This is a genomic window from Rhizobium sp. Pop5 (assembly GCF_024721175.1).
Lineage (GTDB): Bacteria > Pseudomonadota > Alphaproteobacteria > Rhizobiales > Rhizobiaceae > Rhizobium.
Genome location: NZ_CP099401.1, coordinates 254,195 through 279,235 on the forward strand (window position 1 = coordinate 254,195; position 25,041 = coordinate 279,235).

General features: G+C 57.7%; 21 protein-coding genes, 3 pseudogenes and 1 riboswitch. Of the genes and pseudogenes, 8 read left to right on the forward strand and 16 right to left on the reverse strand.

Translation table 11 applies throughout. From position 1 onward, the window contains the following. Nucleotides 1-30: 30 nt before the first annotated feature. From NE852_RS26920 to NE852_RS26940, 5 genes are read left to right on the forward strand one after another with little or no spacing between them, the layout of a single operon-like run. A complete protein-coding gene (locus NE852_RS26920) occupies nucleotides 31-585 on the forward strand; it encodes a hypothetical protein (protein WP_374992011.1) in 555 nt (184 codons plus the stop codon). After that, nucleotides 582-1,754, forward strand: a complete 1,173-nt coding sequence (locus tag NE852_RS26925) for a class I SAM-dependent methyltransferase (protein ID WP_008536450.1) — start codon at nucleotides 582-584, stop codon at nucleotides 1,752-1,754. Before NE852_RS26920 ends, NE852_RS26925 begins: the two co-directional genes overlap by 4 nt. Then, nucleotides 1,754-4,111, forward strand: coding sequence for a SpoIIE family protein phosphatase (locus NE852_RS26930; RefSeq protein WP_008536451.1), 2,358 nt, complete (start codon nucleotides 1,754-1,756; stop codon nucleotides 4,109-4,111). Before NE852_RS26925 ends, NE852_RS26930 begins: the two co-directional genes overlap by 1 nt. Before the next feature lie 3 nt (nucleotides 4,112-4,114). Further along, nucleotides 4,115-4,675 (forward strand): DUF6272 family protein, encoded by a 561-nt coding sequence (locus NE852_RS26935; protein WP_037175618.1) that lies wholly within the window; start codon nucleotides 4,115-4,117, stop codon nucleotides 4,673-4,675. Between the two features lie 7 nt (nucleotides 4,676-4,682). Then, nucleotides 4,683-5,021, forward strand: a complete 339-nt coding sequence (locus NE852_RS26940) for a hypothetical protein (protein ID WP_008536453.1) — start codon at nucleotides 4,683-4,685, stop codon at nucleotides 5,019-5,021. A 119-nt stretch (nucleotides 5,022-5,140) separates the two neighbouring features. Here NE852_RS26940 and NE852_RS26945 read toward each other — a convergent pair whose 3' ends face one another. Both NE852_RS26945 and NE852_RS26950 read right to left on the reverse strand, forming a co-directional pair. Then, nucleotides 5,141-6,070, reverse strand: a complete 930-nt coding sequence (locus NE852_RS26945; protein ID WP_258156854.1) for a TauD/TfdA family dioxygenase — start codon at nucleotides 6,068-6,070, stop codon at nucleotides 5,141-5,143. Between the two features lie 309 nt (nucleotides 6,071-6,379). Further along, a pseudogene (locus NE852_RS26950) lies at nucleotides 6,380-7,488 on the reverse strand (LacI family DNA-binding transcriptional regulator). A gap of 335 nt (nucleotides 7,489-7,823) precedes the next feature. Here NE852_RS26950 and NE852_RS26955 point away from each other — a divergent pair. The 3 genes from NE852_RS26955 to NE852_RS26965 all read left to right on the forward strand — a co-directional run bounded on the left by NE852_RS26955 (nucleotide 7,824) and on the right by NE852_RS26965 (nucleotide 11,474). Beyond that, nucleotides 7,824-8,786, forward strand: a complete 963-nt coding sequence (locus tag NE852_RS26955; protein ID WP_008536459.1) for a sugar-binding protein — start codon at nucleotides 7,824-7,826, stop codon at nucleotides 8,784-8,786. 78 nt (nucleotides 8,787-8,864) lie between these two features. Continuing rightward, nucleotides 8,865-10,406 carry a sugar ABC transporter ATP-binding protein gene (locus tag NE852_RS26960; protein ID WP_008536460.1) on the forward strand — a complete coding sequence of 514 codons (1,542 nt, stop codon included), beginning with the start codon at nucleotides 8,865-8,867 and terminating at the stop codon, nucleotides 10,404-10,406. A gap of 42 nt (nucleotides 10,407-10,448) precedes the next feature. Further along, a complete protein-coding gene (locus tag NE852_RS26965; protein WP_008536461.1) occupies nucleotides 10,449-11,474 on the forward strand; it encodes an ABC transporter permease in 1,026 nt (341 codons plus the stop codon). Between the two features lie 82 nt (nucleotides 11,475-11,556). Here the strand turns inward: NE852_RS26965 and NE852_RS26970 are convergent. The 14 genes and pseudogenes from NE852_RS26970 to NE852_RS27040 form a co-directional block, all read right to left on the reverse strand. Beyond that, nucleotides 11,557-11,670 (reverse strand): annotated as a pseudogene (locus NE852_RS26970) (VapC toxin family PIN domain ribonuclease); the annotation flags it as partial. 1 nt (nucleotide 11,671) lies between these two features. Then, nucleotides 11,672-11,758, reverse strand: a pseudogene (locus NE852_RS26975) (AbrB/MazE/SpoVT family DNA-binding domain-containing protein); the annotation flags it as partial. A 116-nt stretch (nucleotides 11,759-11,874) separates the two neighbouring features. Next, nucleotides 11,875-12,885 (reverse strand): IS30 family transposase, encoded by a 1,011-nt coding sequence (locus tag NE852_RS26980; protein ID WP_008536882.1) that lies wholly within the window; start codon nucleotides 12,883-12,885, stop codon nucleotides 11,875-11,877. A gap of 481 nt (nucleotides 12,886-13,366) precedes the next feature. Next, on the reverse strand, nucleotides 13,367-13,699 hold the full coding sequence (locus NE852_RS26990) for a hypothetical protein (protein ID WP_258156855.1): 333 nt from the start codon (nucleotides 13,697-13,699) through the stop codon (nucleotides 13,367-13,369). Nucleotides 13,700-13,712: 13 nt separating this feature from the next. Beyond that, nucleotides 13,713-15,082, reverse strand: a protein-coding gene (locus NE852_RS26995) for an IS3 family transposase (protein ID WP_128623698.1) whose coding sequence is annotated in 2 segments (ribosomal slippage) — nucleotides 13,713-14,602 and nucleotides 14,602-15,082 — 1,371 coding nt in all. Because the reading frame shifts where the segments join, the coding sequence is not laid out codon by codon here. Further along, nucleotides 15,004-16,176, reverse strand: a complete 1,173-nt coding sequence (locus NE852_RS27000) for a calcium-binding protein (protein ID WP_258156856.1) — start codon at nucleotides 16,174-16,176, stop codon at nucleotides 15,004-15,006. Before NE852_RS27000 ends, NE852_RS26995 begins: the two co-directional genes overlap by 79 nt. Next, nucleotides 16,176-16,775, reverse strand: coding sequence for a hypothetical protein (locus NE852_RS27005; RefSeq protein WP_128623570.1), 600 nt, complete (start codon nucleotides 16,773-16,775; stop codon nucleotides 16,176-16,178). Before NE852_RS27005 ends, NE852_RS27000 begins: the two co-directional genes overlap by 1 nt. Before the next feature lie 1,212 nt (nucleotides 16,776-17,987). Beyond that, nucleotides 17,988-18,614 (reverse strand): 3,4-dihydroxy-2-butanone-4-phosphate synthase, encoded by a 627-nt coding sequence (ribB, locus tag NE852_RS27010; protein WP_008529736.1) that lies wholly within the window; start codon nucleotides 18,612-18,614, stop codon nucleotides 17,988-17,990. 115 nt (nucleotides 18,615-18,729) lie between these two features. Further along, nucleotides 18,730-18,874, reverse strand: a riboswitch (FMN riboswitch). A 106-nt stretch (nucleotides 18,875-18,980) separates the two neighbouring features. Continuing rightward, on the reverse strand, nucleotides 18,981-19,763 hold the full coding sequence (locus NE852_RS27015; protein WP_008529737.1) for an SDR family NAD(P)-dependent oxidoreductase: 783 nt from the start codon (nucleotides 19,761-19,763) through the stop codon (nucleotides 18,981-18,983). Between the two features lie 62 nt (nucleotides 19,764-19,825). Further along, a complete protein-coding gene (gene tpiA / locus NE852_RS27020; RefSeq protein ID WP_037172407.1) occupies nucleotides 19,826-20,563 on the reverse strand; it encodes a triose-phosphate isomerase in 738 nt (245 codons plus the stop codon). 4 nt (nucleotides 20,564-20,567) lie between these two features. Next, the gene (locus NE852_RS27025) at nucleotides 20,568-21,356 is read right to left on the reverse strand and encodes an SDR family oxidoreductase (protein ID WP_258156857.1); all 789 of its coding nucleotides are present in this window, start codon (nucleotides 21,354-21,356) and stop codon (nucleotides 20,568-20,570) included. A gap of 22 nt (nucleotides 21,357-21,378) precedes the next feature. Continuing rightward, on the reverse strand, nucleotides 21,379-22,857 hold the full coding sequence (locus NE852_RS27030) for a sugar ABC transporter ATP-binding protein (protein WP_258156858.1): 1,479 nt from the start codon (nucleotides 22,855-22,857) through the stop codon (nucleotides 21,379-21,381). Nucleotides 22,858-22,884: 27 nt separating this feature from the next. Next, a complete protein-coding gene (locus tag NE852_RS27035) occupies nucleotides 22,885-23,814 on the reverse strand; it encodes a sugar ABC transporter substrate-binding protein (RefSeq protein ID WP_008529750.1) in 930 nt (309 codons plus the stop codon). Between the two features lie 115 nt (nucleotides 23,815-23,929). Further along, complete coding sequence (locus NE852_RS27040; protein ID WP_008529751.1) at nucleotides 23,930-24,913, reverse strand: ABC transporter permease; 984 nt, start codon at nucleotides 24,911-24,913, stop codon at nucleotides 23,930-23,932. Between the last annotated feature and the right edge of the window lie 128 nt (nucleotides 24,914-25,041).

A 25,041-nucleotide genomic window follows, 5' to 3' on the forward strand; every position in this document is an offset into this window, starting at 1 on the left:
ATCGATTTTTCGCCGCCGTTCAGCTGCGGCATGCATCAACCCGACGCCTTCGGCAAACGAATGGAGGGTGTATTGGAAGAGAAAGCATTCAACGTCGACGACCATGCATTTGCGCCCATGGTGTCGATGGAAATGAACGTCGGGATGTTCAAATCCCAATGGCAATTTTGCGACAGGATTACTGAATATCTCTCAGATATTCTCGGCCAGAGTCACAGCGATCCCGCTCGTTATTCCAATTTTCTTTCCGTGGCGACGAACGAGCTGATCGAGCTCGCTTTCCGTTCGACCGGCGAGCCGGGAAGAATATGTTTCGATCTCTATCGCAGCGCGACGTTCAATCGGCTGAGAATTACGTTTCCTTGCGAGGAAGGATCTGACCGCGAGCACCCGCCCGCAAGCTTAAGCGAACGCCGACCTGTCCCCGATGCCGCGAGGACCGGATATCCGGTCATGCAGTCCGATGGCGCGGTTCTGCTCCGCGAGCTGGCGGCAATATTCCGCGCCGCCATCCGAATTGAGAAAGACGGCACGCAGGGAATAGAAATCATCGCGGATTTCCCCGCGAGCGAGGACTTCCGATGAGCCTGATGACTGTGCCCTTCGCCATTTATTTCGACCCGACAAATCAGGAGCTGGTGCTCTCCGGCAAGATGCGGCCCGAAAGCGCCACTGCGATTGCCGATGTCCTCAAGCTGGTGCAGCAAAGTTTGGAAAAATACAGCGGGGTCGTTTATCTCAATGTCAAACGCCTGACACACATCAACATGACTGCCTTCACTGCCCTATCCGAAGTTCTCAAGACGAGTTGCCGGAACAGGCCGGAACGGAAGATCGTCATCATTACGTCAAGCGTCGTGGCATGGTCGACCTCGTTGTTCGAAACCCTGGCAGCGACAGAAGCGAACTTGTCGATCGAGGTCTACGATTCGGCATTCTATCCCGGCCAGAGCTTTGTGGAGGATGAGACCTTCATACCCATTCTGCGCACCCAGACGAAAATGACGTGGCGGCACGAACGGGAACTGTTGCCCCGCCACGGCCTGCGCAAGGGTGCCGTTATGGCGGATATCTGCTGCGGAATTGGTGACTTCGCGGCCTTGGTGCAGCGAGAATTCGCACCGGCACGCCTGGTCGCGCTGGATCACTCGGTGCGCAGCCTGGAATATGCCCGCCGGGTCGCCGCCGATTTCGATCTGCAGGGGATCGAATACACCTATGGTGACGCTTCGCAAATGCTGCTGCGGGACGATCAATTTGACTTTGTGACCTGCCGCCATTCGCTGCAGATTTTCAATCGACCGGAGATGCTCCTGCGGGAGCTTTACCGCATCTGCAAACCTGGCGGCCGCGTCTACATCACAAACGAAAAAAACTCGCATTGCCTCGGCGAGCCACATGCGGAAACGATAAAGTGGACTTACGAGGAAGTCGCCAAACTGTTCAAGCACTTCGACATGGATGTCGAGATGGGGCCGAAAAGCCGCCATCTCCTCGCCGACGCCGGCTTCGATGATATCAAAGTCGATTGTTTCATGGTGACGAACCTTGACGGAGATCCCCAGGACTTTGCAAATATCATAGAAGCATGGGAAAACGTCTATGCCGGTGAGATGGCCGTCCGACGTGGCGACTCATTGGAATTCATTCGCAGGTTCCGGCAAGGATTCAAGGATCACATCTTTGCTGCTCTTCACCCCAAAGGTTATGCAGGCTGGCCGATCTGGGCAGCCTCAGGCCGGAAGCCGCTTTAATGGACGTAAAACCATCGAAAAGACCGATAAGACTGGGCTCATTTCGAGCAAAGTTCATTCTAGTCGTCGGCGGAGCCGTTCTCTTTGACCTGCTGGTCAGCGGCGGACTGGCGCTCTGGAACGTTCAGAGGCTGTCGCGCGACGCAACGCTGGAGGTCGGGCAGGGTCTCGAAGCTGCAAGCCAGGAATACGTACGCACCTACGCTGATTCAACCGCAGCACAGGTGAGTTTGCTCCTGCGGCAGGTTCATAACGATGTCAGCGCCTTGGCAGGTGTGCTGCAGGCGCAGATCGACGATCCCGAGCGCAATACCGACGTCGGCACTGCGATTTCTCGTACGTCTCCGGGCAGCGTCAACCTTTCTTACGATGAGAAGGGGAGGTGGGCCCAGAACGCCCCGGGCTCCGTATCGGTCATGAGCGTCTGGGGTTATCTGCTCGGACCGGACCATAGACCAAGGCCGGACGTTGAGAGGGATATCCAGACGAGTTCGGTTCTCGACCTTGTTGCGCCGAGCCTGCTGCAGCACGGCGCTGCGAAGCTGCAGATGTATTACATCGGATCGAAAGAACGGCCAATCTTCCGGACCGCGCCCTACACCGATCAGGCTCAGACCTTCGACCGTCTTTATCCCGGCCACAACGACGCGAATTTCTGGGACTTCTTTTTTCCCGGACTTTATGAATCCTGGCAGGGATGGGCCAAGGACGGCAAAACGCGGCCGGTGACGGACGAAATAACGCAGACTGCTCCTTATACGGATGCGATCACCGGCAAGCTGATCGTGAGTTTCTTTCATCCCCTGTGGACCGCCGACAGGAAGGAAGTCGCCGGGGCCGCGGGCGCCGATATCACGCTCGACCAGCTAGCGCAGACTGTTGAAAATGTGAAGGTGGCCCAGTCCGGCTTCGGATTTCTCGCAATGTCGGACGGCAACGTCGTGGCAATCAACAGCACAGGCGAAAAAACGCTCGGCCTTCGTTCAGCGAGTGATACGAGCGGAACCGGAGTGACCGGCCTGGAACGTTCGCTGAAGCGAAGCTCTCAGCCAGCGATAGCGAGCCTGGCTCTCGACCGCGAACGGGGCATCCAGCACCTGTGGCTGCAGCAGGACGGCAATGAGGTGCCGTATATCGCTATCGTGAAGAAACTCCCTGCGACCAATCTCTGGTCCAGTGGCCCGGTTCGGCAGGAGGTCATGTCTCTTGGGGTTGTTGTGCCCGAACGAGAAATCGACGCTTCACTCTATGCGGCCCAGGCCAAGATTTCAGAGGCAACGAACCGGATCGTGATTTACCAGATTCTGGCGATCCTATTCTCCCTGCTTATCGTGACGATCGCGGTCACTGCGGCTTCGAAACGCATCACGAGTGGAATCAGTGCACTTGCAGGTGCCGCCAAGCGGATACAGGCGAAGGATTATTCGGTTAGGGTAGCCATTACAAGCAAGGATGAGGTCGGCGAGGCCGGTGAAGCATTCAATCGGATGGCTGAAGAGATCAGCTACCACACGGAAAACCTGGAGCAGCTCGTCGAAGAGCGAACCGCTCAGATCGAGGATGCAAAAGAAGAGATTTCGACATTGAATGCGCAGCTCCAGCGAGAAAACCGACGTCTCGGAACGGAGCTGGCCGTCGCCGAAAGAATCCAGCTCATGGTCCTTCCGCTGCATCAGGAGCTCGAGGAGTTTCAGACCCTCGAGATCGCAGCCTATATGCGACCCGCCGAAGAGGTCGGTGGAGACTATTATGACGTCTTGAAGAACGGGAACAGGCTGAAGATCGGCATCGGCGACGTCACCGGACACGGGCTCGAAAGCGGAGTGCTGATGTTGATGGTTCAGTCCGTCGCCCGCGCCCTGCAGGAAGCGGGAAACACCGATGCCGTCAAATTTCTCACGGACCTGAACAGCGCCCTCTTTAAGAACATCGTGAGGACCAAGATCGACAAGCACCTCACGCTGGCGTTTCTCGACTATGACGGAAAGGAAATGGTCCTCTCGGGGCAACATGAGGAAGTTGTCATCGTGCGGGCGAACGGCAAGGTCGAGCGCATCGACACGATGGATCTGGGGATACCGATCGGGCTGGAAGCCGATATCTCAGCCTTCGTAAAAACCCATGAAATTGCGTTCGAGACGGGCGACCTCATACTCTTGCACACGGACGGCGTAACGGAAGCGGAAAACGAACTCGGGGAACTGTTCGGCATGGAGCGGCTCTGCCGGGAGGCACGTCGCTTGAACGGTCTCAGCGCCGACAAAATCGTTTCCGAAATTGTGGCGGCGCTCATGCGCTTCATCGGATCACAGAAGATACACGACGACATTACGCTTCTCGCAGTGCGGCATAGGTGACACATGGCACCAAGGGTATACGGTATCGAGTCTTTGGCGGGCTTAAGGCTGAATGTCGGTACTCGCCTGAGATTGAGCGACGGGCCGCTTCAGCTCGGATGGAAGCATTCGGGAATGACCTCCGACTTCATAGCGGAAGTCATGGCTCTTCCGTACTCCCGTTCCAGGAAAGACTATAAACAGGCGCATCATGACATCGTGTACCTCAGCAATGAGTTGATAGAAAATGCCGTCAAGTTTCGACGGCCCGGTGAAATCCTTGTTGAGGCCAGCATATTCGACGATCGTTTTTTCATAAGGGTGAGGAACTCGATCGATGGCGCCGCCGCGGCGCGCTTTCAGCAATTGCTGCATCACATCCAGTCGAAAAACGCGGAGGAACTTCTTCTTGAGCAAATCGAAATTAATGCCATATCAACGGGAAACGGTTCGGGACTGGGTTTGCTTACGCTTCTGAGCGACTATGATGCAAAAATGGCATGGGCCTTCGAAGAGCATGATGATCAGCATATCATACTGACGACGACCGCAGCCGTGGCGATGCCGCCCTTCTCGAATCAGTGAGCGAAGAATGGAAATCAGCGACGAAAACTTCCGCGTGTGGGCGGAACAAAACCAGGTGTATTTCGACGGCGTGTTCCGACTGGCAGGCCCGGATGCCTATGCGCCCATCTATTCGCTGATCTCAGGTATCCTCCACGGCGGCCACAAGCAGGTGACGTTCAACCTGACCGGTCTCGAATTTCTCAATTCTTCCGGGATAAATCTGCTGGCGAAGCTGACTATCGAGGCAAGAAAGATCGGCGACCTGCTGCTTGTCGTCAAAGGCACCCATCTATATCCGTGGCAGGCTAAATCTCTGCCGAACCTGAAAAAGCTGCACCCGTCTCTTGATTTGCGATTGGCATGACGGGCTTCTTCAGGAGATCGGCGAGCACTAGTCGCTGTCCCTTCAGGCAGCGCCCGGTGGAGCGATAGGCGCGGCCAGCGCCGCGCCAACTCCCTATTCATTTTCCTGTCCGGCCGCGCTCACGCGGCCTTTGCATTCGGCTTGGCGGCCTTGACGTGCGTTACGCTGCGGCGGCCGTCGACACTGACGGGGACGTCGCCATCAACGGTGGCGCGGCGCACGACCCGGTGCTGGTCGCCGTAGTCGTTGACCGCGTAGTGCTGGGTCGCGCGGTTATCCCAGATCGCGACATCCCCGGCTTTCCAGCGCCAGCGCACCGTATTTTCTGGGGCGGTCACGTAAGACTGGAATACTTCGTAGAGTTTCGCGGAGTCGCTCTTCGACAAGCCGACCAGCCGCTGAACGAAATTGCCGAGCAGCAGCGATCTTTCGCCGGTTTCGGGATGGACACGCACGACTGGATGCTCGGTCTCGTAGATGGTCGACGTGAAAACTTCCTCGAAATGCTTCCTCTCTTCGGCGGTGGCGCGAGGGCGCACGGCGGCATAGTCATAGGCATTGCTGTGAATGGCCCATAAATTATCCGCCAGCAATTTGAGCGAGAGCGGCAGGCTTTCGTATGCGGCATGGGTGTTGGACCAGATCGTATCGCCTCCGGCCGCTGGAATGACGACGCCGCGAAGGACCGAGAATTTGGGATAGGCATCCACGAAAGTGACGTCGGTATGCCACTGGTCTGCCCTGCCGCCGCCGCGGCTGGAATCGAGATTGAGGATGGAAGCCGTGCCGGCGACCGGTCCCTGGGTGGGATGAGGCACGAGGTCGCCGAGACGGCGTGCGAAGGCTTCCTGCTCGGAATCTTCAAGATGTTCCTGATCGCGGAAGAAGATGACCTTATGTTTCAGAAGAAGCTGGTTGATGGCCGCCACCGTTGCGTCCGAAAGATCCCCGCCGAGGCGGATGCCCCTGATTTCAGCTCCGACACGGCCGGTCAGCGGCACGACATCGGACTCGGGAATGGTCTGATTGACGAGAACTGGATTGCTCATGGAAATCTCCTGGTTGATCTTGGAAGAAGATGGCAAGTCACATGCACCCGGCGCGCATCCGGGCGGTCGATAATCCGATCGCTAAATCGACACGGCTATGGAACATAATAATAGATAAAATCTATAGACAAAAAATTCTAATTTTATCTGCTTCCCCGGAACAGCCGTCTTGGACATTTCCCAGTAGTCGGTGAATTCAGCGGCGCATTTTTCCGTCGCCATCGATGTCGGAGGAGGGGCAAGTCCCATCGATATTAATGGCAGAAATGGCAGCTGCGAGGCCGCTCCCAAACTGTTTCGAAATGAGTTCTACGGCGAGGCCTGCACACCATCGAGGATCTGCCGCGTTTTGGCTCGCGGCGCGGCGACGGAATGACGCTTGACCAGCGAGCATTCGAGCTTGGCGATGGGATAACGCTTGCCGGGCGTACTTTCCGGGTAGAGATGTTCGATCGCCCATTGTCCCATGGCGAGATGGGGAAGGACTGAAGTCGTCAGCGGGGGTACGAGATGTCGTGAAATTTCTTCGTCGTCATAGCCCACCACCGACATGTCCTGGGGAATGCGGAGCCCCGCATCTTTGAGCGCTTCGTAGCACCCGATGGCGGTGCGGTCGTTCTGGCAGAAGATCGCCGTTGGCGGCTCGTCCAGAGCAAGCAGTTTCATCGTGGCGGCATAGCCGGCACCGGCCGACCAGTCGCCCTCAATGACCAATTCCGGATCGAAGGGAATATCCGCGGTTGCCAGCGCCCGGCGATATCCCGTCAGCCGGTCCTGTGCAGCCTGCATCCAGATTTCGCCGGTGATCGTTGCGATGCGATGGTGTCCATACATGATCAGATGCCGGGTGGAGCTCTGCCCCCCGCGATCTCGCTCGGCACCACGGCGGGAAAGGCGTGGTCGGCCGTGTAGCAATTCAGCAGTACCGTCGGGATGTTGAGCTGAGAGACATAAGAAGGAAGCTCTATCTGGCGGGTGTAAATCGTCATGTATATGAGCGCCGATATGCCTCCGCTCGTCAACGCCTTGATCGCTTTCGGCTCCATGACGGGATCACTGAGCGTCTGGGCGACCAAAAGGACATTGCCGGCGTTCCAGGAGGCTTGACGCGCGCCTTCGATCGCGACGATCGCTTCCGGGCTGGTGGCGAGTTGATCCACTGCGAAGCCGATCACGTTGTCCAGCCCCGAATAGGAGGCCTTCGTCGTATAGGTCTTCTCCGTATAGCCGAGCGCGCGCGCCGCCTCCCATACGCGGTCGCGGGTCTGCTGTGAGATACGGGTGCCGGGCGTGTCGTTGAGAACGAAAGAGACGGCAGCCTGCGAGCAGCCAGCCGCTGCGGCTATGTCCATCATCGTCACGCGTGCAGGCTTATCCAGGACAGGCTCATTCCTCTTTTGGGTCTTGGGTTTTCGCATTCGTGGAAACTGACTCTGCAGGGTGATTGATTGTGGCTATGGCTAAATAATATTAGCATCTATCTGAAAGCGCTGGCAATTGCACGAATTGCCCTAACGCCGCCAGTTATTGGCCAATACCAGTACAAAATTGCAATCACAGACGCCGCGCAATGAAATGTTTTGAGATGCATTGATAATACTATTTACTAATTAAAATTCTTGTATACCGTCAGGGAGCGATCGGAACCTATGCCATTCGTCGCTTTTGCGACGGCCCTGGGAGGGGGCGCGCATCCGGCCGGCCGTAAATTGCAAACGGGCCCATGCAACTGCGGCCCCTCGGGAGGTGTATTATGAAACAGCTGAAACGCAATACAGCCTTGTTCTTCGCCGGGCTGATGCTGAGCGCGGCGCCGATTGCCGCATCACATGCCGCCGACAAACCGACACTTGCATTCGTCGTCAACGGAGCGTCCGACTTCTGGAAAGCCGCAGAGGCGGGCGTGAAGAAGGCGCAGAGCGAGATGCCGGACTACCAGATGGAACTTAAATACCCTGAGCAGGCGGCTGTCGCCATTCAGCAGCGTCTCATGGAAGATCTCGTCAGTGCCGGCGTCAAGGGGATCATGGTTTCCGCTGTCGACCCCAAGACCCAGACGGACGGACTCAACAAGATCGGCTCGCAGACGGCTCTCTTCACCACCGACAGCGACGCTCCGAAGACCAACCGCGTCGCCTATATTGGTTCTTCGAACGTCGACGCCGGCAAGCAGGCGGCCGAAATCGCCAAGAAGGCGATGCCGGACGGCGGTAAGTGCATGGGCTTCGTCGGTCTGCTAGGCGCCGATAACGCCCGCGAACGCATCGAAGGGATGAAGGAAGGGCTCAAGGGTACCAAGATCGAGCTTGTCGATGTTCGCGGTGACGACATCGACCAGACGCGCGCCAAGAAGAACGTGGAGGATGCGCTGGTGGCCAGCCCCGACCTGACTTGCATGGTCGGCTTCTATTCCTACAACACGCCGCGCATCTATGAGGCGCTGCGCGACGCAGGTAAACTCGGCCAGATCACCGTCGTCGGCTTTGATGACGATCCGATCACGCTCGGCGGTGTCAAGGAAGGCACGATCGCGGCAACCGTCGTACAGCAGCCGTTCGAATGGGCCTATCAGGGCATGAAATTGATGGCCGCCTACCTTAAGGGCGACAAATCAGGCGTTCCCGCAGATGGTTTGATCATCATCCCGACGGTGATCATCGGCAAGGATGACGTTGACAAGTATGCCGCCAACCTGAAGGCCATGGCTGGAAAATAGCCTCCTTCGCGGCGGCGGCACTGACCGCCGCCGCGAAATGCGTTTCATGCCGACAGCATCAGCAGCCATGGACAGGCGATGAACCATAGTTCCGAGATCCCGTCACCGGGTGCGCCCGCAACGCCATTCCTTTCGCTTTCCGGCGTCGGCAAGGCCTATCCAGGCGTCGTTGCGCTTGATGACCTGTCGATCGATATCATGCCGGGAGAGGTCATCGGCCTCGTCGGTGAGAACGGGGCCGGAAAATCGACGCTGATGAAAATCCTTGGCGGCGTGATCGCCCCCGACCGGGGCACGATCCGGCTCGACAGTGCGGAACTTCGTTCCCTCACCGTTGAAACGAGCATCTCATCCGGCATCGCCTTCGTGCATCAGGAACTCAATCTCTTCGAGAATCTCGACGTCGCCGCCAATATCTTCCTGGGGCGCGAACCGCTGAAGGCGGGACCTCTTAAGCTCGTCGATCGCGATCGACTGCGAGACATGGTGAAGCCGCTATTGAAGCGCGTAGGGGCGCATTTTTCCGCCGACACACCCGTGGCGTCGCTTTCGCTGGCCGAGCAGCAGATGGTGGAAATCGCCAAGGCGCTGTCCATCAACGCCAGGCTCGTCATCTTCGACGAACCCACTTCCAGTCTGCCGCTGGCCGAAACCGAGCGGCTGCTCAGCATCATCAAATTGCTGAAGGCGGATGGTATCAGTGTTATTTTCATCTCCCATCGCCTTCACGAGGTTGAGCGTGTAGCCGACCGGGTCGTCGTCCTCCGTGACGGCGCGCTTGTGGGCACGCTCGCCAAGGAGGACATCGGCCACGATCAGATGGTCAAGCTGATGATTGGCCGAATGCTTGCGGCTCGGACCGCAAAGCCGCAGCGCTCGCCGGGCTCAGTTGCGCTTGAGGTAAGTGCCGTGCGCACCGAGGCCTATCCCGGCCGTCCCGTTGATCTGGAAATCAGGTATGGAGAAATCCTGGGGCTTGCTGGCCTCGTCGGGTCCGGCCGTACCGAGCTTGCCAGGGTGCTCTTTGGTATTGATCGCAGTTACGGCGGAACAATCCTGCAGGACGGGCAGCAAATTGCGGTCCGTTCTGCGCGGGACGCCGTCGCCCGCGGCATTTTCCTGGTGCCGGAGGATCGCAAGCGCAACGGCATTCTTCTTGATTTCCCGATTGCCCAGAACATAACCCTTGCCGATCTCCCTCAACTCTCCAGCCGCTTCATGCTCTCTGCCGAGAAGGAGATGGCGGCCGCCGAAAAGCAGCGCGTTAGCCTCGGTATCAAGGCGCCCTCGCTTTCGACACGAACCGGCACTCTTTCCGGCGGCAACCAACAGAAGGTGGTGCTTGCCAAGTGGTTGTCGATGAACCCGAAGGTGATGATCTTCGACGAGCCGACCCGCGGCATCGATATCGGCGCAAAGAACGAGATCTACGGGCTGATGCGAGCGCTTGCCGATGCGGGAGTGGCGATCCTGATGATCTCAAGCGACATGGAAGAGGTGATCGGCGTCTCTGACCGCATCGCCGTCATGCACGAGGGCCAGATCGCCGGCATTTTGGAAGATGACGAATTCAATCAGGAAAGCGTTCTTTTGCTTGCTGTCGGCAAAAGCGTAAAATAGCGGCTGCGGCCAACATGATTAAGTCTCGGGGATGGGTCTCGAATGATCAAAAAAGATCTTGGACTGCTGCTTTTGATCGTCGTCGTCGGCATCGTCGTCGCCATCATCAATCCGCGTTTCCTGCTGCCGATCAACCTGGCCAACACCGCCAACCTGATCGGTCTGTTCGGAATCCTGTCGATCGGCCAGGCCTTTGTCATCATCACCGGCGGTATCGAGCTTTCCGTGGGCTCGCTCGTAGCACTTCTCGGCGTGCTGTTCGTCGATTTCGTCGCGGTCCAGGAGATGTCGTGGCTGCTGGCTCTGCCGCTCATTCTCGTGCTCGGCGCGGTAATCGGTGCCGTCCATGGCTGGTTGATCACCCGGCTCAACCTGCAGCCCTTTGTCGTCACGCTCTGCGGCCTGCTGATTTATCGGGGGGCGGCGCGGTTCTATACGGCCGACGGGACGGCGGGCTTTGCGTTTGGCCAAAATTTCCCAGACCTCGAATTCCTGACCGCCGGACGGCTCTACGGCGTCCCCAACACCTTCATCACACTCGTCATCATTACCGTGGTCATGTGGATCATGCTGCATCGCTCTGTCTTCGGGCGTTATCTCTACGCGATCGGGAAGAACGAGGAGGCGGCCCGCTATTCGGGGATCCATACCGGCCGCATGATCATGTCAGCCTATGTTATCTGCGGACTGCTTACGGCGCTTTCGGCGGTCTATTTCGCCATGTATACGCGCTCGATCTCGCCGGCGAGCCATGGCCAGTTCTATGAACTCTACGCGATTGCCGCTGCCGTCCTCGGCGGCTTTTCTCTCCGCGGTGGCGAGGGATCGATCGTCGGCGTCGTGCTGGGCACGGTCCTGCTCCAGGAGCTGCAGAATCTTGTGAATCTGCTTGGGATCCCCTCGTCGTTGAATTTCGCCGTCATGGGCGGCGTCATTCTCATCGGTGTCCTGATCGATCAGCAATGGCACGCCATCCGTGCAAGGCGGCGCCTCGTCTCCGCAGCCCGGCAGACCGAAACGCGCCTTGCGAGCGAAGGCAGTCTGCCGATGGTTGCCAATCAGGATTAGCGATTCCAACGGGGGTGGGGGACTGATTGGCCGGTCCCAACCTACCGGCAGTTCATGACTTCCATCGATAGCTTTGGCCCGTTCAAACCAGCCAGTTTTCGACCTGCAAAGCGCCAATACGCGCGAACTCGCTGATGTTGGCCGTCACCAGAACTGCTCCGAGGGCAGAGGCGTGGGCGGCGATGAACAGGTCGTTCCGGGATTCGTACGGCCTGGCTCTTGTTGTTTCTGAAAAACTTGGCTTCGCGCGGGGGAGTAGCCTCTTGATTCCGAAGATGGGGCATATCGGACCCCAGCCGCGTCTGCGCCTGTCTACTCCGCTAAGTGTAAATCATTGAAATTGTTGAAACATATTGCTTTGTGAGTTCATGCTGAACCGCGACTTGCGGGCTTGGTCAAGCTAACCTGCATACCGCATCTGGGCGAGCAGTTTCTTGCGGAAGACCTCTGCGGGCGTTCGATAGCCAAGACATTTGCGTGGCGTATCATTGAGCCGATTGCAGACGTCGATCAGGTCGGCGTCGGTCACGGACAGTGGATCGACCTCTCTCGAAAGCCATTTCCGGACCCGGCCATTGGTGTTCTCGACGGTGCCTTTTTGCCAGGGCGATTGCGGATCACAAAACCAGGTTTGGGCGCCGATGCTGGCTTGCAGATACGGCCAGTCAGTGAACTCCGTCCCCCGGTCGAAGGTGATGGAACGGCGAGCAAGGTGGGGCAGGGCCTGCAGTGCTTGAACAAGGCCGTCCATGACAGGACGGGACTGACGGTCATTGTTGCGCAGGAAGATCGCGAAGCGGCTGACTCGTTCGACCAGCGACGTCACATTGGCCTTGCCGAACTTTTTCCGAAACTGGATCAGGTCGCATTCCCAATGCCCAAACTGCTTGCGCTCGGCAACGACATCGGGGCGCCGCAAGATGTTGAGTTCCGGGCTAAACCGTTGACCATGCTTGCGTCTGGCATGTCGTGGTCGGCGTCGCGCACGATGCTCCGGTAGGTGCCGCCACAGCTTGATGGCGTGCCCGTCGGGCGAATATGCGAACTTGTAGATCGTCTCGTGGCTGACAGAGATCGGATGGCGTTCCAGGCGCATGCGTCCTGCAATCTGCTGTGGCGACCAGCCGTGTACGATCCGGTCGATGACAGATTGTCTGACGTCAGAGAAGCGCGCCAGCTTCCGCAGCTTCGTACGCCGGTCACAAGCGATATCATGCGCTGTGACGCAGTAGTAGCCGTTGAGATCCGGAACATCGTTGTCGATAAACGTGTTGCGTTTGATCTCCCGAAAGATCGTCGAACGATGCCGGCCGAGCTTCTCGGCAATACTCTCAACGCTCAGGCCAGTCATTCGCCACCGGGCGATCTTGCGTCGTTCATCCAGATCAATATGGGAGTAGGTCCGTTTCATTGCATCTTCCTTGCGAGTGATAACCCATTGGTATCATTCGCAAGTCGCACTTCATCCTTGAACCCACCCTTTGCAAGCAATTTGCGGCATAAGCTGAATTATGGAACTGAGATTCCTGTTACGTCATGGGATTGTAGGAACGGGGCAAAGACCAGATTATTAGGAACTAAAAGCACATAATCGCAACGTGCGTACGGATTACCGCGGCAGCAGCGCCGTTGACCGTATCGGTGCCACCGCCCGCAAATTCATGGAGAGCCCCGAACGCGAGACCATCTCTAGGCAGCACGCCATCGATTTCCGGAACGCCGAACAGTAAGCAGACGTCCTTACGACCGATGGCTCCCTCAAGATGCGCTAGCCGTGAATTGAGGTGCTATCGCAATGGCCGCTGGAAGCGATGCAGAAGCGCCTGGCAGCCTAACCTCAGTCGGACGAAGCCGACTGAGGTTTTTCAGTTCACCGAAGTTATAGTGTCCGCTTACACAAGCAGAACATCGCCGTCGGTGGATCGTTGAGTTAACTGCCACAGTTCGGAATTATCAGATGAAAACCGCTCGGCGATCAGCTGTTCTTCTGGCTCCGCGAAGTTGTGAATAACCGTTAGAATTTTCTTTGCATCCACTACTTCGGTGTAGACCACAAAGAAACCGTCTATCATCTTGCCTAGGACGTCGGTCTGAAACCCTCCGTCCCCGGTATTGAAGGTGGCCGACCCGAGAAGGTAGGGGTTGCCGTTATAGCCGCTAAGAGCAGCAGCAACCATTTCACTAGTGAGCGCAAAATCGCCCCATACGTGGTGAACTGACCCCATAAAGTTGGACGGTTCATAGGCTGGGATGATTTGAGGGCTGGGTCCTGTATTTCACAGGGCTCAGCCCTTTGAGTTTCATCCTGATGCGATCGTTGTTGTAGTAGCGGATGTATTCGTCGATTCCGTCTCGCAGATTGTCGATGCTGTCGAACTGATTGGGATGGAAGAACTCGGACTTGAGCGTGGCAAAGAAGCTCTCCATGGCGGCATTGTCGAGGCAATTGCCCTTGCGTGACATGCTTTGGGCGACATTGCCTTGTTGGAGCATACGGCTCCACTCTGGCATCTGATATTGCCATCCCTGATCGGAATGCAGGATCGGCCTGTCATCGTCATCGAGCTTGGTCAATGCCTTGTTGAGCATGTCCCTGACCAGCTTGAAGATCGGCCGCCTCGCCATCTCATACGCGATGATCTCGCCATTGTGGAGGTCCATGACCGGCGACAGGAAGAGCTTCTCGCCGGCGACATTGAACTCGGTGACATCGGTTGCCCACTTCTCGTTCATGCGCCTGGCAGCGAACTGTCGTTGGATGAGATCTGGCGCGACGTGCCCGGCCTGGCCCCTGTAAGAGCGGTACTTCTTCGGCCGAACCAGGGACTTCAGCCTCATCTCGACCATCAGCCGCTGGACAGTCTTGTGGTTGACCGCCTCTCCGCGGCCACGGATCGCCGCCGTCACCCGACGATAGCCGTAGCGTCCCTTGTGTTCATCGAAGATCGATCGGATCGTCACCTTCAGGGCCGCATGTCGGTCGCCGGAGGAGAGCACCTTCTGCCTATAATAGAACGTGCTGCGCGCCAGGCCCGAAAGCGCCAGCAGCCCGTCGAGCGGATGCTGCGGCCTTAACGCCTGGACGGCTTGCGTCCGTTCGGCGCGTGACGCGCCTGCGTTAAGGCCTCCAGTTTTTTTAGGTAGGCGTTCTCCATGCGCAGATAGGCCAGTTCCGCCAGCAATTCCTCGCGGCTCTTGGCAGCGTCATCCTGCGCTCCATCCGTGCTGGTGTCCGTGGTAGGGGGCTCGGGCATCGATCGCGGTTTGCCTCTCCGGCGCGGGACAAGGGCCTCAAGCCCACCGCGCTCATATTGCCTCTCCCAGACTGAGAGGCTACCGGCGTTGCGAATGTCGAAAAGCGCGGCCGCCTGTCGACGGGACAGACCATCTTTCCACATACGTTCGAGGACCGATAGTCTGAACTGCGCATCATAGTGACTATGTTTACGTGCCAAGCCCGCCAAGCCATGCTCCGCGTGGCTGGCGACCCACCGCCGCACCATCGAATAATCAAGCCCGAAGCGCAGACCTACCTCCCGGTAGCTACGCTCACCACAACCGTAATACTCAATGACTTCTTGCTTGAATGCGCTGCTGTATTTGGACATGCAAAACCCCCGAAGTTGGGTGTCCAACTTTCGGGGGTCTGTTCATGGTCCTGGGTAATTTGAATGTTGGCAATATAGTCGTGATCAGACCCATCAATCCAATCGGACTTTTGCAATGCATTCCAAGTAGCCTTATTGCTGGTGACTGAGCCGTAGAAGCCCTCTGTAGCAAACATGTAAAAGGTATCGAACCCCTCCCCACCGTTGAGAAAATCCCGCTCGCCATCATACCACTCGGAATGAAGCGTGGAGATGTCTAACTGGTTCACATTGCCTGTGCCACCGATCAGGATGTCATCGCCTTTGCCCCCTACAACATAGTCGTTTCCGGCCTCGCCAAACAGCTTATCGAAATCTGCATTGCCCGCGACCCAGTCATCACCGTCGCCGCCGAATATTGTGTCACTGCCCACGCCTCCGTATAGATAATCGTTCCCGGCACCAGCGCGGATTAAGTCATTACCTTCGAGACCAACTAATAAAACTGGGTCAGATAAATCTCTTGTGTCAATTGCGTCGCCGTGAAGTTTCGCTCCAAGATCATCAACAAGGACCAATTTGACCGGCTCGCCGTCTGTTAGACTTTCCCCAACCGCAACGTCGAGCGACTCGACCTGCCAGTCGTAAAGCGTCGAATGATATGATGCGCGATCAACGTAATGAGGCCCTCCCATCTCGGCAACAATGAGCTGCTCGTCTCGGACTGTGTCACCTACATAGTCATACTTTCCTGTCAGGAGATTAGGAGGGATGCCATCCTTCTCGCCGTCGTCGACACCAACGACCGCGTGGAGAATCTCATGCATTATAGCTTGCTCGAAGGAATAAGTGGCTATGGTTCCGTCGCTACCGATAAGGCATTTTCCATCCACGGAGGTTGGGTTGTATTTAACCCAAAATTCACCGGGCTTCGCCTTAGTTTGAAACTCGTGCTCGAATGTGAGTATTTTTGGGCTAGCGGCAAGAAGATCAAAAACACCCCGCGCTGTATCGGAGACTGTGTATAACTCAGCTATTATCTGTTTGATGCGATCTGGCTCTCCACCAGTTGCGTTCACAAAATTAAGCTTTCCCAGAACTTCTTGGATTCCCATTACGGCTTCTCCCTCAAAAGAATGGATTTCAGCATTGAGAAAAGAACCGCCGGATCGTGATCAGGCAACAATGGCTCGCTTTCCTCGAATAACAGCAAATTAAACTTCGCTATCGTGTAGCGACAGTAGGCACTTCCAACATCAGCAAAATACAAAATGTCGGCATAACAGTACAGAAACGGTTGTTCCGCAGGCTCTTTCTTGTAATACTTGGTTATTTGGTCGCGAGATGAAGAGGCCACCGGAGTTTGCGCTCCCTGCTCAGGCTGAGCATCTCGACCCTCCTTCGCAAACCTGGAAATGGCAAGAAGGATTCGCCGAAGTTCTGCGTCGTCGTGAAGATCGAGAATAGGCTGGTTTAGGGCCTTCTGCGCCCGACCTATCAGCAGACGGTTTCCGGGGCAGAATCGACCTTGATAGTCGCCTGAATATTCTATTGCCACTAGGCAATACATATAGCCGCGATGAAGCGGATACCGCGAAACGTGAGCATATAAAGCTTTGTCCGAGGCGGTAGTGTCAAGTGCTTCTGCGTGAGATGTCGATGCGAATGCCAAAGAGGCCAGCAATGCCGCAAAAACGACAAACGTGGTGGTCAACGGCGAGCTTCGCGGAGCCCGGATCAGACGCAATAGCCACCAGCAATTGAGTGGCCTCAGAAAAGTTGCAACTAGCGCCACAAATATCACCCCCATAAGTATCATGGCTGAATAGTGATAGTTCAATGGTTGCATATTTTGCAAGCCCATTTGTAGGACCGGTGAACGCAACCCTAACGGCCGGTTTGCGACAACCTACCGCTCGGATCGTCGCGGTGGATACGGCGAATTTAAGTACAACAAGGGTGCCGCCCGCCCGCTATCCGGTGAGGATGACCGGTTACCTGGCTCGACGGGCTTCCGCTGCAAGCAGCGATCCACTTCACTGAAACGTTGGGCGCCGTGAACCGTCTTGGAACCGAACCAGATCTGGAAACGATGACAATGGGTTGACGCTGTATCGCGATCACGGGCGCTGGACTGTGGCAGTGAAGGACGTCCTCCGCACGATCTTGTCACGCCCGATGCCGCGCGGAAGAAAATCGCTGACCGTGGTCTTCGGACGATTGGCTTCGGAGGTTCTGGAGTTCGAAAACGATCCCGGATATCGCGAAATCATCTCTGTTATGAATGAGGTTGCGGCGGAGTGACGGCTGCAGCACAGTCCCAATGTCTGCGCGTCCGATTCAGGGATTTTCGAGAGTAGCCCAAATTCACTGTCTAATCGTGGTTAAGCGATGGATAGCTGTTCACGACAGACCGCCCTCAGGTTCAAAAGTTCTCTCCCTTCCGGGCGGCCCATCCGCAGAGGCGTTCTCAGGCACACCAAGCCCGTTGCCGCGCCATTCCAAGCCGAAAATTAAGTGCCCCCAATCAGGATCAAAGATTGATCCTTTTGATCAGAGCTTCAGCGCGAACGCTCGAACGAACGCCGTTTCGAACTTGAAATCGGGGGTCGGTGAGTCAGGATGTAATTTGCTTGTAATTTATCTCGCCAAATCGGATCCGGCGCTAGGGCCAGTTTGATCCGGGACATACTTCCTAAGAATCTGGGAAAAACCAGCGTTTCTCGAGGCTTAAATCCGGTCCTTAAGCTTGTTTTACAGGAATAAAGGTCGTCGAGACGCCGGATGCTCTATATGGTTTGGCAGCGCCGAAGACGCCCTCGTGACAGTTGTTGGTTGTGGTATAGGGTTTCCGCGTCGCTTCTAACGACAAGTTCCACTGAACAGGACCAAGCGATGTTCGGCGGAGAGCCAACAGCTAGGTCGATCAGGCCGCCTTAACAGGCGCGCTCACGCCCCGATAAGCAATGAGGTCCTCGATTGTGATGAGATGGAGGCCGTGTCGCTCGGCAAACCGCTCAAGCTCCGGCAGGCGCGCCATCGTGCCATCATCATTGGCCACTTCGCAGATGACACCCGACGGCGACAGGCCGGCAAGCCTTGCGAGGTCGACAGCCGCCTCGGTGTGGCCTGGACGGGCAAGCACGCCGTTCGGTTGCGCACGCAATGGGAAGATATGGCCAGGCCGGGCAAAATCCTCGGGGCGGGAGTTCTCGCCGATCAGCGCCCGAACCGTCGCGGCGCGGTCGGCGGCCGAAATACCGGTCGTCGTTTCAGGAATATAGTCAACCGACACGGTAAAAGCCGTCTTCAGAAGTTCGGTATTGTTGGGGACCATCTGCGGGATCTGCAGGTCGTCCAGCCGCTCGCCTTCCATCGCCACGCAGATCAGGCCGCGGGCATAATTCATCATGAAGGCGATCGCCTGCGGCGTAATCGCTTCGGATGCGATGATGAGATCGCCCTCGTTTTCACGATCGCGATCGTCAACGACAACCACGATCTCGCCCCGCGCAATCGCGGCGATCGCATCTTCGATTTTGGAAATTGCCATTTCTCTGCCTTTCAAGGGTTAGCCGCGTGAGCGGCATTCATGGCCTGTCAAAAGCCACCATTTTCCCTTGGGCGAACAAGCATATGAAACGCCGCGTGCCGAGCGGCGTCCCCTGCGTTGCTCTCTTTCATCCGGACTATGACCGTCGGCTCCGGCCTCTCACCGGATCTGCTGACCCTTCGCTTCCACGAAGGCGCTCGCGGGCTCCGAGTTGCCTCGATACCGCCGGTGGGGAATTGCACCCCGCCCTGAGAACATGACTTAGATAGATGATGAAGGCCTTGTTCTGCAAGAGGTCGGATGTCGATCACCCTGCGGGGTTCGCCGCACCGAGGTGAAAGCACCGTTCCCCTTTGTCGAACAGAGCTAGGACATGATCAGGCCGCCATCGACATTGATGGTCTGGCCGGTGATGTAGGCAGCATCGTCGCTGGCAAGGAAAGTCACGAGGCCGGCAACATCTTCGCCCGATCCTGCGCGCTTCATCGGGATGCCCTCGACCCATTCCTTCATAAGTTCTCCGGGGCCGAAATTGCCGAGCAGCTTGCCCCATGCCTGGTCGTTGTAGGCCCACATGTCGGTTTCGATGATGCCGGGGCAGAAGGCGTTGACGGTGATGCCATCGGTCGCAACTTCTTTGGCAAGGCTCTGTGTGATGCCGACGACGCCCATCTTGGAGGCAGCATAATGCGGCGTATAGATGAAGCCGTCGCGCGCCTGACCGGAGGCGGTGTTGATGATCCGGCCGCCGCGGCCATGTTTGCGCATGCGGGCGATCGCTTCCTGGGCGCAGAGGAACACGCCCTTGGTGTTGACGGCCATGACCTTGTCCCACTCGCCCTCGGTCATGTCCTCGATGCGGGCAATGGTGATGACGCCGGCATTCTGGATGGAGATATCAACGTCGCCGAAGGCCTGTTCGGCTGCATCGTAAAGAGCCTTGACGCTTGCCTTGTCGGTGACGTCGCCTACGAAGGAGATCGCCTCTCCGCCATCGGCCTTGATCTGCTCGGCAACGGCATGCACGCTCTCCTCGTTGGCGGAGACCACGAGATGGGCACCCTCGCGCGCAAAACGTTTGGCAATCGCCGCACCGATGCCACGGCTTGCGCCGGTAATGACGACGGTCTTGTTTTCGAAGCGTTGCATTCTCTTTTCCTTTCAGGGGTGCCGATCTGCAAACCGACGACACTTGCCTCATCACGCAGACTTCAAAAGGCTGCAGAAATAATCCCGGCAAATTCCGATGCCTTCAGCGAAGCGCCACCAACCAGCGCTCCGTCCACATTGCGAAGCCCGAATATGGCCGCGGCATTGGATGCCTTGACCGAGCCGCCATAGAGGATCTTGACGGAATGGCCGTCATCGCCCAGCCACTCTTCGAGCATATGCCGGATTGCAGCATGGACCTCCTCGATCTGTTTGTTGGTTGGCACCAATCCTGTTCCTATCGCCCATACGGGCTCATAGGCGATGATGAGATTTGCGCCTGTCGCTCCCTCGGGGATGGATTCTGCCAGTTGCTCGCCAACCACCTCGATCGCCCGTCCTTCATCACGCTCATGTCGCGTTTCACCGACACAGACGATCGCGATCAGGCCCGCCCGATGAGCGGCAACCGCCTTCGCGTGGACGATTTCATCATCTTCACCATAAGACACGCGGCGCTCGGAATGTCCGAGGATCACATAACGCGCGCCGATATCGGCAAGCATTTCGGCAGAGACGTCGCCGGTATGGGCGCCTGACTGCTGCGCGTGACAATCCTGTGCGCCGATGACCAGGTTCGAATCCTTGGCCCGCTCCACTGCCCGGTCGATCAGCGTGAAGGGCGGGCAGACGACGATGTCGCACGTCGCCTCGCCCGTTAATCCCCTCAGCGCCTCGATCTCAGCTTGGGAGGAGATGAGACCGTTCATTTTCCAGTTGCCTGCAATCAGCTTGCGCATGAGATCACCAGCAGCAGAAGCCGCCATCGACGAGCAGATCGACGCCCGTCACGAAGCTTGCGGCGTTCGAAAGCAGGAAGACGGCCGGACCAACCATCTCGTCGACACCGGCCATGCGCTGCATCGGTGTTTGCTCTTCGAAGAGCTTGGTCTGATGCACCATCTCCGGCCGGGTATTCATCGGCGTTGCGGTATAGCCCGGCGAGATCGTATTGACGCGGATGCCGCGCCCGACCCACTCCATTGCCAGCGACTTGGACATATGGATCACACCCGCCTTGGAGGCGTTGTAATGCGCCTGGCTTAGACCCCGATTGACGATGACGCCGGACATGGAGGCGATGTTGACAATGGAGCCGCGGCCGTTTTTCAGCATGGCGCGCGCTTCGGCCTGGCAGGACAAGAAGACGCCCTTCAGGTTGATGTCCATCAGCGTCTGGTACTGGTCCTCTTCCATTTCCTCGGCGGGATTGGCGTTGGCAATGCCGGCCGCATTGACGGCAAGTGAGAGAGCGCCGAGATCGGCTTCTGTCCGGGCGATGGCTTCGGCAAGCGATGATTTGCTGGTGACATCTGCAGCGATTTCGATCGAGCGGCGGCCGGCAGCCCGGATATGGCCGGCTGTGGTGGCAAGGCCGTCATCGGTGCGGCGATCGAGAAGAGCCACGTCGGCACCGCACTGGGCAAGACCGATGGCGATCCTCTGCCCGATGCCGCTGCCGGCGCCCGTCACGATGGCGACCTGGCCGCCGAGATCAAATAGCTTCGGTGCGTTCAGAGAGATGTCGGACACCGCTCTTCCTTTCTGTCTTTTCCTAGATTGTCGCCAATTCCATGACCGAGACGTCATTCGCCTCGTCACGCTTGAGAATGCCTGCCTGTTTGCCCTGCGCCAGCACGAGAATGCGGTTCGATACGCCGAGAACCTCCTCGAGATCGGAGCTCACGACGATGACCGCGACGCCCTGTTTGGCGAGGTTGACGATGATGTCGTAGATGCCGGCGCGGGCACCGACATCGATGCCGCGCGTTGGCTCGTCCAGCACCACGACCTTGGGATCGCGCATCAGCCATTTGGCGATGACGACCTTTTGCTGGTTGCCGCCCGAGAGATCGGAAGCAAGCTGTTCCGCACGACCCTTGACGCCGAATTTCACCACCGCCTTTTCGGCGAAACCACGCTTCACGCGCGAGGTGAGCCAGCGCCCGCCAAGCTTGTCGAGATTGGCGTAGATGATGTTTTCACTGATCTTGTGTGCAACGACGAGCCCCTGGTCCTTGCGATCTTCCGGAACCATCACGATGCCGTTGGCGATCGCATCCGCAGGGCTGCGCAGCTTCAGCGCCTCACCTTCCAGCCGGATAGAGCCGGCGCTGATTGGATCGGCACCGGAAATCGCCCGCACGAGTTCAGTCCGGCCAGCACCGACGAGGCCGGCAATGCCGAGGATCTCGCCGGCATGAACGTCGAAACTCACATCCCGGAAGGAATCGTCCGGCGACGTCAGGCCGGATACCTCAAGCACAGGTCTTCCGGTCGGCTCGGGAAGGGTCGGAAACATCCGATCAAGCGAGCGGCCGACCATGCTTTCGACGATCGTTCGCACCGGCGTCGAGCTATCGGCAAATTCATGGACACGCTCTCCGTCGCGAAGCACGACGATGCGGTCGGTGATCTGCTTGATCTCCTCCATCCGGTGGGAGATGTAGATGATGCCCACGCCCTCGGAGCGAAGTTTGCGGACCTGCTCAAACAAGGCTTCCGTCTCTGCCCCGCCAAGGGCTGCCGTCGGCTCGTCGAGGATCAGGAGTTTCGCATTGAGCGCCAGCGCCTTGGCGATCTCGATGAGCTGTTGGTTGGCTGTTGAAAGACCAGCGACCTTTCGGGTCGCGGAAATGTGCAGGTTCAGCCGTGCGAGCTGTTCCTGGGCTCGGCGGACCATCTGGGTACGGTCCACGACGCCATTCTTCATCGGCCATCGACCGATGAAGACATTTTCAGCGATGGAAAGATGCGGCAGGAGCTCTAGTTCCTGATGGATCAGCACGACACCCTTGTCGATCGCTTCGCGCGGAGCGGCTGGGGCATAAGGCTGCCCCAGCCATGTCATCGTGCCCTCGGATGGTGTGCGTGATCCGGCAATGATACCCGATAGCGTCGACTTGCCGGCGCCGTTTTCGCCCAGAAGCGCCACCACTTCGCCGGGATAGACGTCCAGGTCCACATTTTTCAGAACCTGGAGCGGTCCATAGCGCTTGGATATGCCCCTCAGGGAAAGAACCGGCTCGGTCACTGCACACCTCCTAACGATTTCGGCTGATTACGGATGGTTGGCGATGAAGCCTGCCACGTTTTCCTTGGTCGTCAGGGTCGCATCGAGAAGCTGGACCGGCGGAACCTTTTCACCGGCGACGAGCTTTATGGCGTTTTCAACGGCGTCGCGGCCCATCTTCTGCGTCTGCTGCGTCGCCGTCACCGCGAAGACACCCTTGCTAAGGGCTTCGAGCGCCGCGGTATCACCGTCAAAGCCGCCGACGATGATCTTCTGCGAGGGATTGGCGATTTTGATTGCCTGCGCAGCGCCAAGTGCAAGGCCGTCGGCCTGAGCGAAGACGATCGACACGTCGGGATTTGCCTGCAGCATGTTCTGCATGATCTGGAAACCTTCATCCTGGCTCCAGATGTTCGAGTACTGCTCCGCAACGACCTTCACGTCGGGATTTGCCTTAAGGGACTCACCGCAGCCTTTGGACCGATCGACTTCCGGCGTCGTACCCTTCTGGCCGTGAATGATCACCATTTTGCCCTTGCCGCCGGCCTGCTTCAGAAGGTAGTCGCAAACCGCCTTGGCGGAGGCTACGGAGTCCGTCGCCAGAAAGGTATCGCCCGGAGCACCTTCGGCATTGCGATCGACGTTCACGACCGGAATGCCGGCGTTCTTGGCAAGCTTGACCGGCACGGTGGCCGCGGCAGCGCCCGCTGGGATGTAGATCAGGGCATCAATCTTCTGAGTCAGAAGGTCCTGGATCTGGTTGACCTGGGTCGGGCCGTCGCCCTTGGCGTCAACCGTGACGACCTCGATGCCACGCTTCTTGGCTTCAGCTTCGACCGACTGCTTGATCTGGTTGAAGAAGTTCGCCTGCAGGTTGGCGACGGCAAGGCCGAGTTTCTTGACTTCGGCTGCGTGAACGGACCCGAGGCTAAGGCCAAGCAGGGCGGCGGACGCGAGCAGAGTGCGCGCAAATTTCATGTCAGTTCCTCCGTTGTTAGTAAACCCTCGGGTATCCTCCCCTTCGGGCAATCGCTCCGCTCCAAACCTTTCGGAGAGGAATTTCTTGCAGCCCGCACCATCTGCGGGCCGAACATCAGGCAGCCCGCCGCTTCCGGATCGTTTCCGCACCGACTGCGAGAACGATGACGACGCCAATGATGACCTGCTGCAGGAAGGGCGAAACGTTGAGCAGGTTGAGGCCGTTGCGTAGCACGCCAATGATCAGGACGCCGATCAGCGTGCCACCGATACCGCCGGCGCCTCCCGACAGCGAGGTTCCGCCGATGACGACGGCTGCAATCGTGTCGAGCTCGTAGCCGAAACCGCTCGACGGCTGGGCGGAGTCAAGGCGGGCGGCAAGCACGATGCCGGCAAGACCCGCCAGAAGCGCGCTGACGACATAGACGAGAACGGTCACCAGCTGAACGTTGATGCCGGCAAGGCGCGCCACTTCGGAATTGCCGCCGACCGCATAGAGCATGCGACCTTCAGCGCGAAAGTGAAGAAAGACCCAGGCGGCGGCCGCGACAGCGAGCATTAGGAAGACGGTTGCGGTCAGAACGCCGAAATGACGATCGATCGCCAGCATCATGAACCAATCTGGGAATCCCACGATCTGCTGGCCGTCGGTGATCATATTCGCCACGCCGCGTGCTGCCGACATCATAGCAAGCGTCGCGATAAAGGCGGGCACCCTGAACCAGGTGACCATGATGCCGACGATCAGGCCACTGATCATTGAGGCAATGAGCGCCAGCACGATCCCGACGGCGAGCGGCAGACCAGCGACATTCGCCGTCCAGCCCATCACCATCATCGCGAGAGCCAGGACCGAACCAACCGAAAGGTCGATGCCTCCGATCAGGATCACGAACGTCATGCCCACCGCCATGATCCCGAGCACGGTGATCTGGTCGAGAATGTTCAGACCATTGCGGACGGAGAGAAATGCATCAGCGCTGAAGGTCAGGAACAGGCAGAGCAAAAGCAATCCGACAAGCGGACCGGTTGCTCCCGTGAGCTTGCTGACCCACGTACCGGACGGACGGCTCTGTTCATTCACGTCGATCGCCACCATCGTTCCTCCCTGGGATTAAGGCCGGCGGCCAATATTTCTTCAGAGTAGAATATTTATTCACTTCTGCTGGAAAATTCATTAACAACTTGCTTAGATGCTGTCAACCGGGTTTCCGGGTTACATGTGAG

Excerpts from the sequence above, each read along its gene's own strand:
- NE852_RS26920 (WP_374992011.1), top strand. The coding sequence starts at position 31 with ATGCATCAACCCGACGCCTTCGGCAAACGAATGGAGGGTGTATTGGAA.
- NE852_RS26925 (WP_008536450.1), top strand. The coding sequence starts at position 582 with ATGAGCCTGATGACTGTGCCCTTCGCCATTTATTTCGACCCGACAAAT.
- NE852_RS26930 (WP_008536451.1), top strand. The coding sequence starts at position 1,754 with ATGGACGTAAAACCATCGAAAAGACCGATAAGACTGGGCTCATTTCGA.
- NE852_RS26935 (WP_037175618.1), top strand. The coding sequence starts at position 4,115 with ATGGCACCAAGGGTATACGGTATCGAGTCTTTGGCGGGCTTAAGGCTG.
- NE852_RS26940 (WP_008536453.1), top strand. The coding sequence starts at position 4,683 with ATGGAAATCAGCGACGAAAACTTCCGCGTGTGGGCGGAACAAAACCAG.
- NE852_RS26945 (WP_258156854.1), bottom strand. The coding sequence starts at position 6,070 with ATGAGCAATCCAGTTCTCGTCAATCAGACCATTCCCGAGTCCGATGTC.
- NE852_RS26955 (WP_008536459.1), top strand. The coding sequence starts at position 7,824 with ATGAAACAGCTGAAACGCAATACAGCCTTGTTCTTCGCCGGGCTGATG.
- NE852_RS26960 (WP_008536460.1), top strand. The coding sequence starts at position 8,865 with ATGAACCATAGTTCCGAGATCCCGTCACCGGGTGCGCCCGCAACGCCA.
- NE852_RS26965 (WP_008536461.1), top strand. The coding sequence starts at position 10,449 with ATGATCAAAAAAGATCTTGGACTGCTGCTTTTGATCGTCGTCGTCGGC.
- NE852_RS26980 (WP_008536882.1), bottom strand. The coding sequence starts at position 12,885 with ATGAAACGGACCTACTCCCATATTGATCTGGATGAACGACGCAAGATC.
- NE852_RS26990 (WP_258156855.1), bottom strand. The coding sequence starts at position 13,699 with ATGGGGTCAGTTCACCACGTATGGGGCGATTTTGCGCTCACTAGTGAA.
- NE852_RS27000 (WP_258156856.1), bottom strand. The coding sequence starts at position 16,176 with ATGGGAATCCAAGAAGTTCTGGGAAAGCTTAATTTTGTGAACGCAACT.
- ribB (WP_008529736.1), bottom strand. The coding sequence starts at position 18,614 with ATGGCAATTTCCAAAATCGAAGATGCGATCGCCGCGATTGCGCGGGGC.
- NE852_RS27015 (WP_008529737.1), bottom strand. The coding sequence starts at position 19,763 with ATGCAACGCTTCGAAAACAAGACCGTCGTCATTACCGGCGCAAGCCGT.
- tpiA (WP_037172407.1), bottom strand. The coding sequence starts at position 20,563 with ATGCGCAAGCTGATTGCAGGCAACTGGAAAATGAACGGTCTCATCTCC.
- NE852_RS27035 (WP_008529750.1), bottom strand. The coding sequence starts at position 23,814 with ATGAAATTTGCGCGCACTCTGCTCGCGTCCGCCGCCCTGCTTGGCCTT.
- NE852_RS27040 (WP_008529751.1), bottom strand. The coding sequence starts at position 24,913 with ATGGTGGCGATCGACGTGAATGAACAGAGCCGTCCGTCCGGTACGTGG.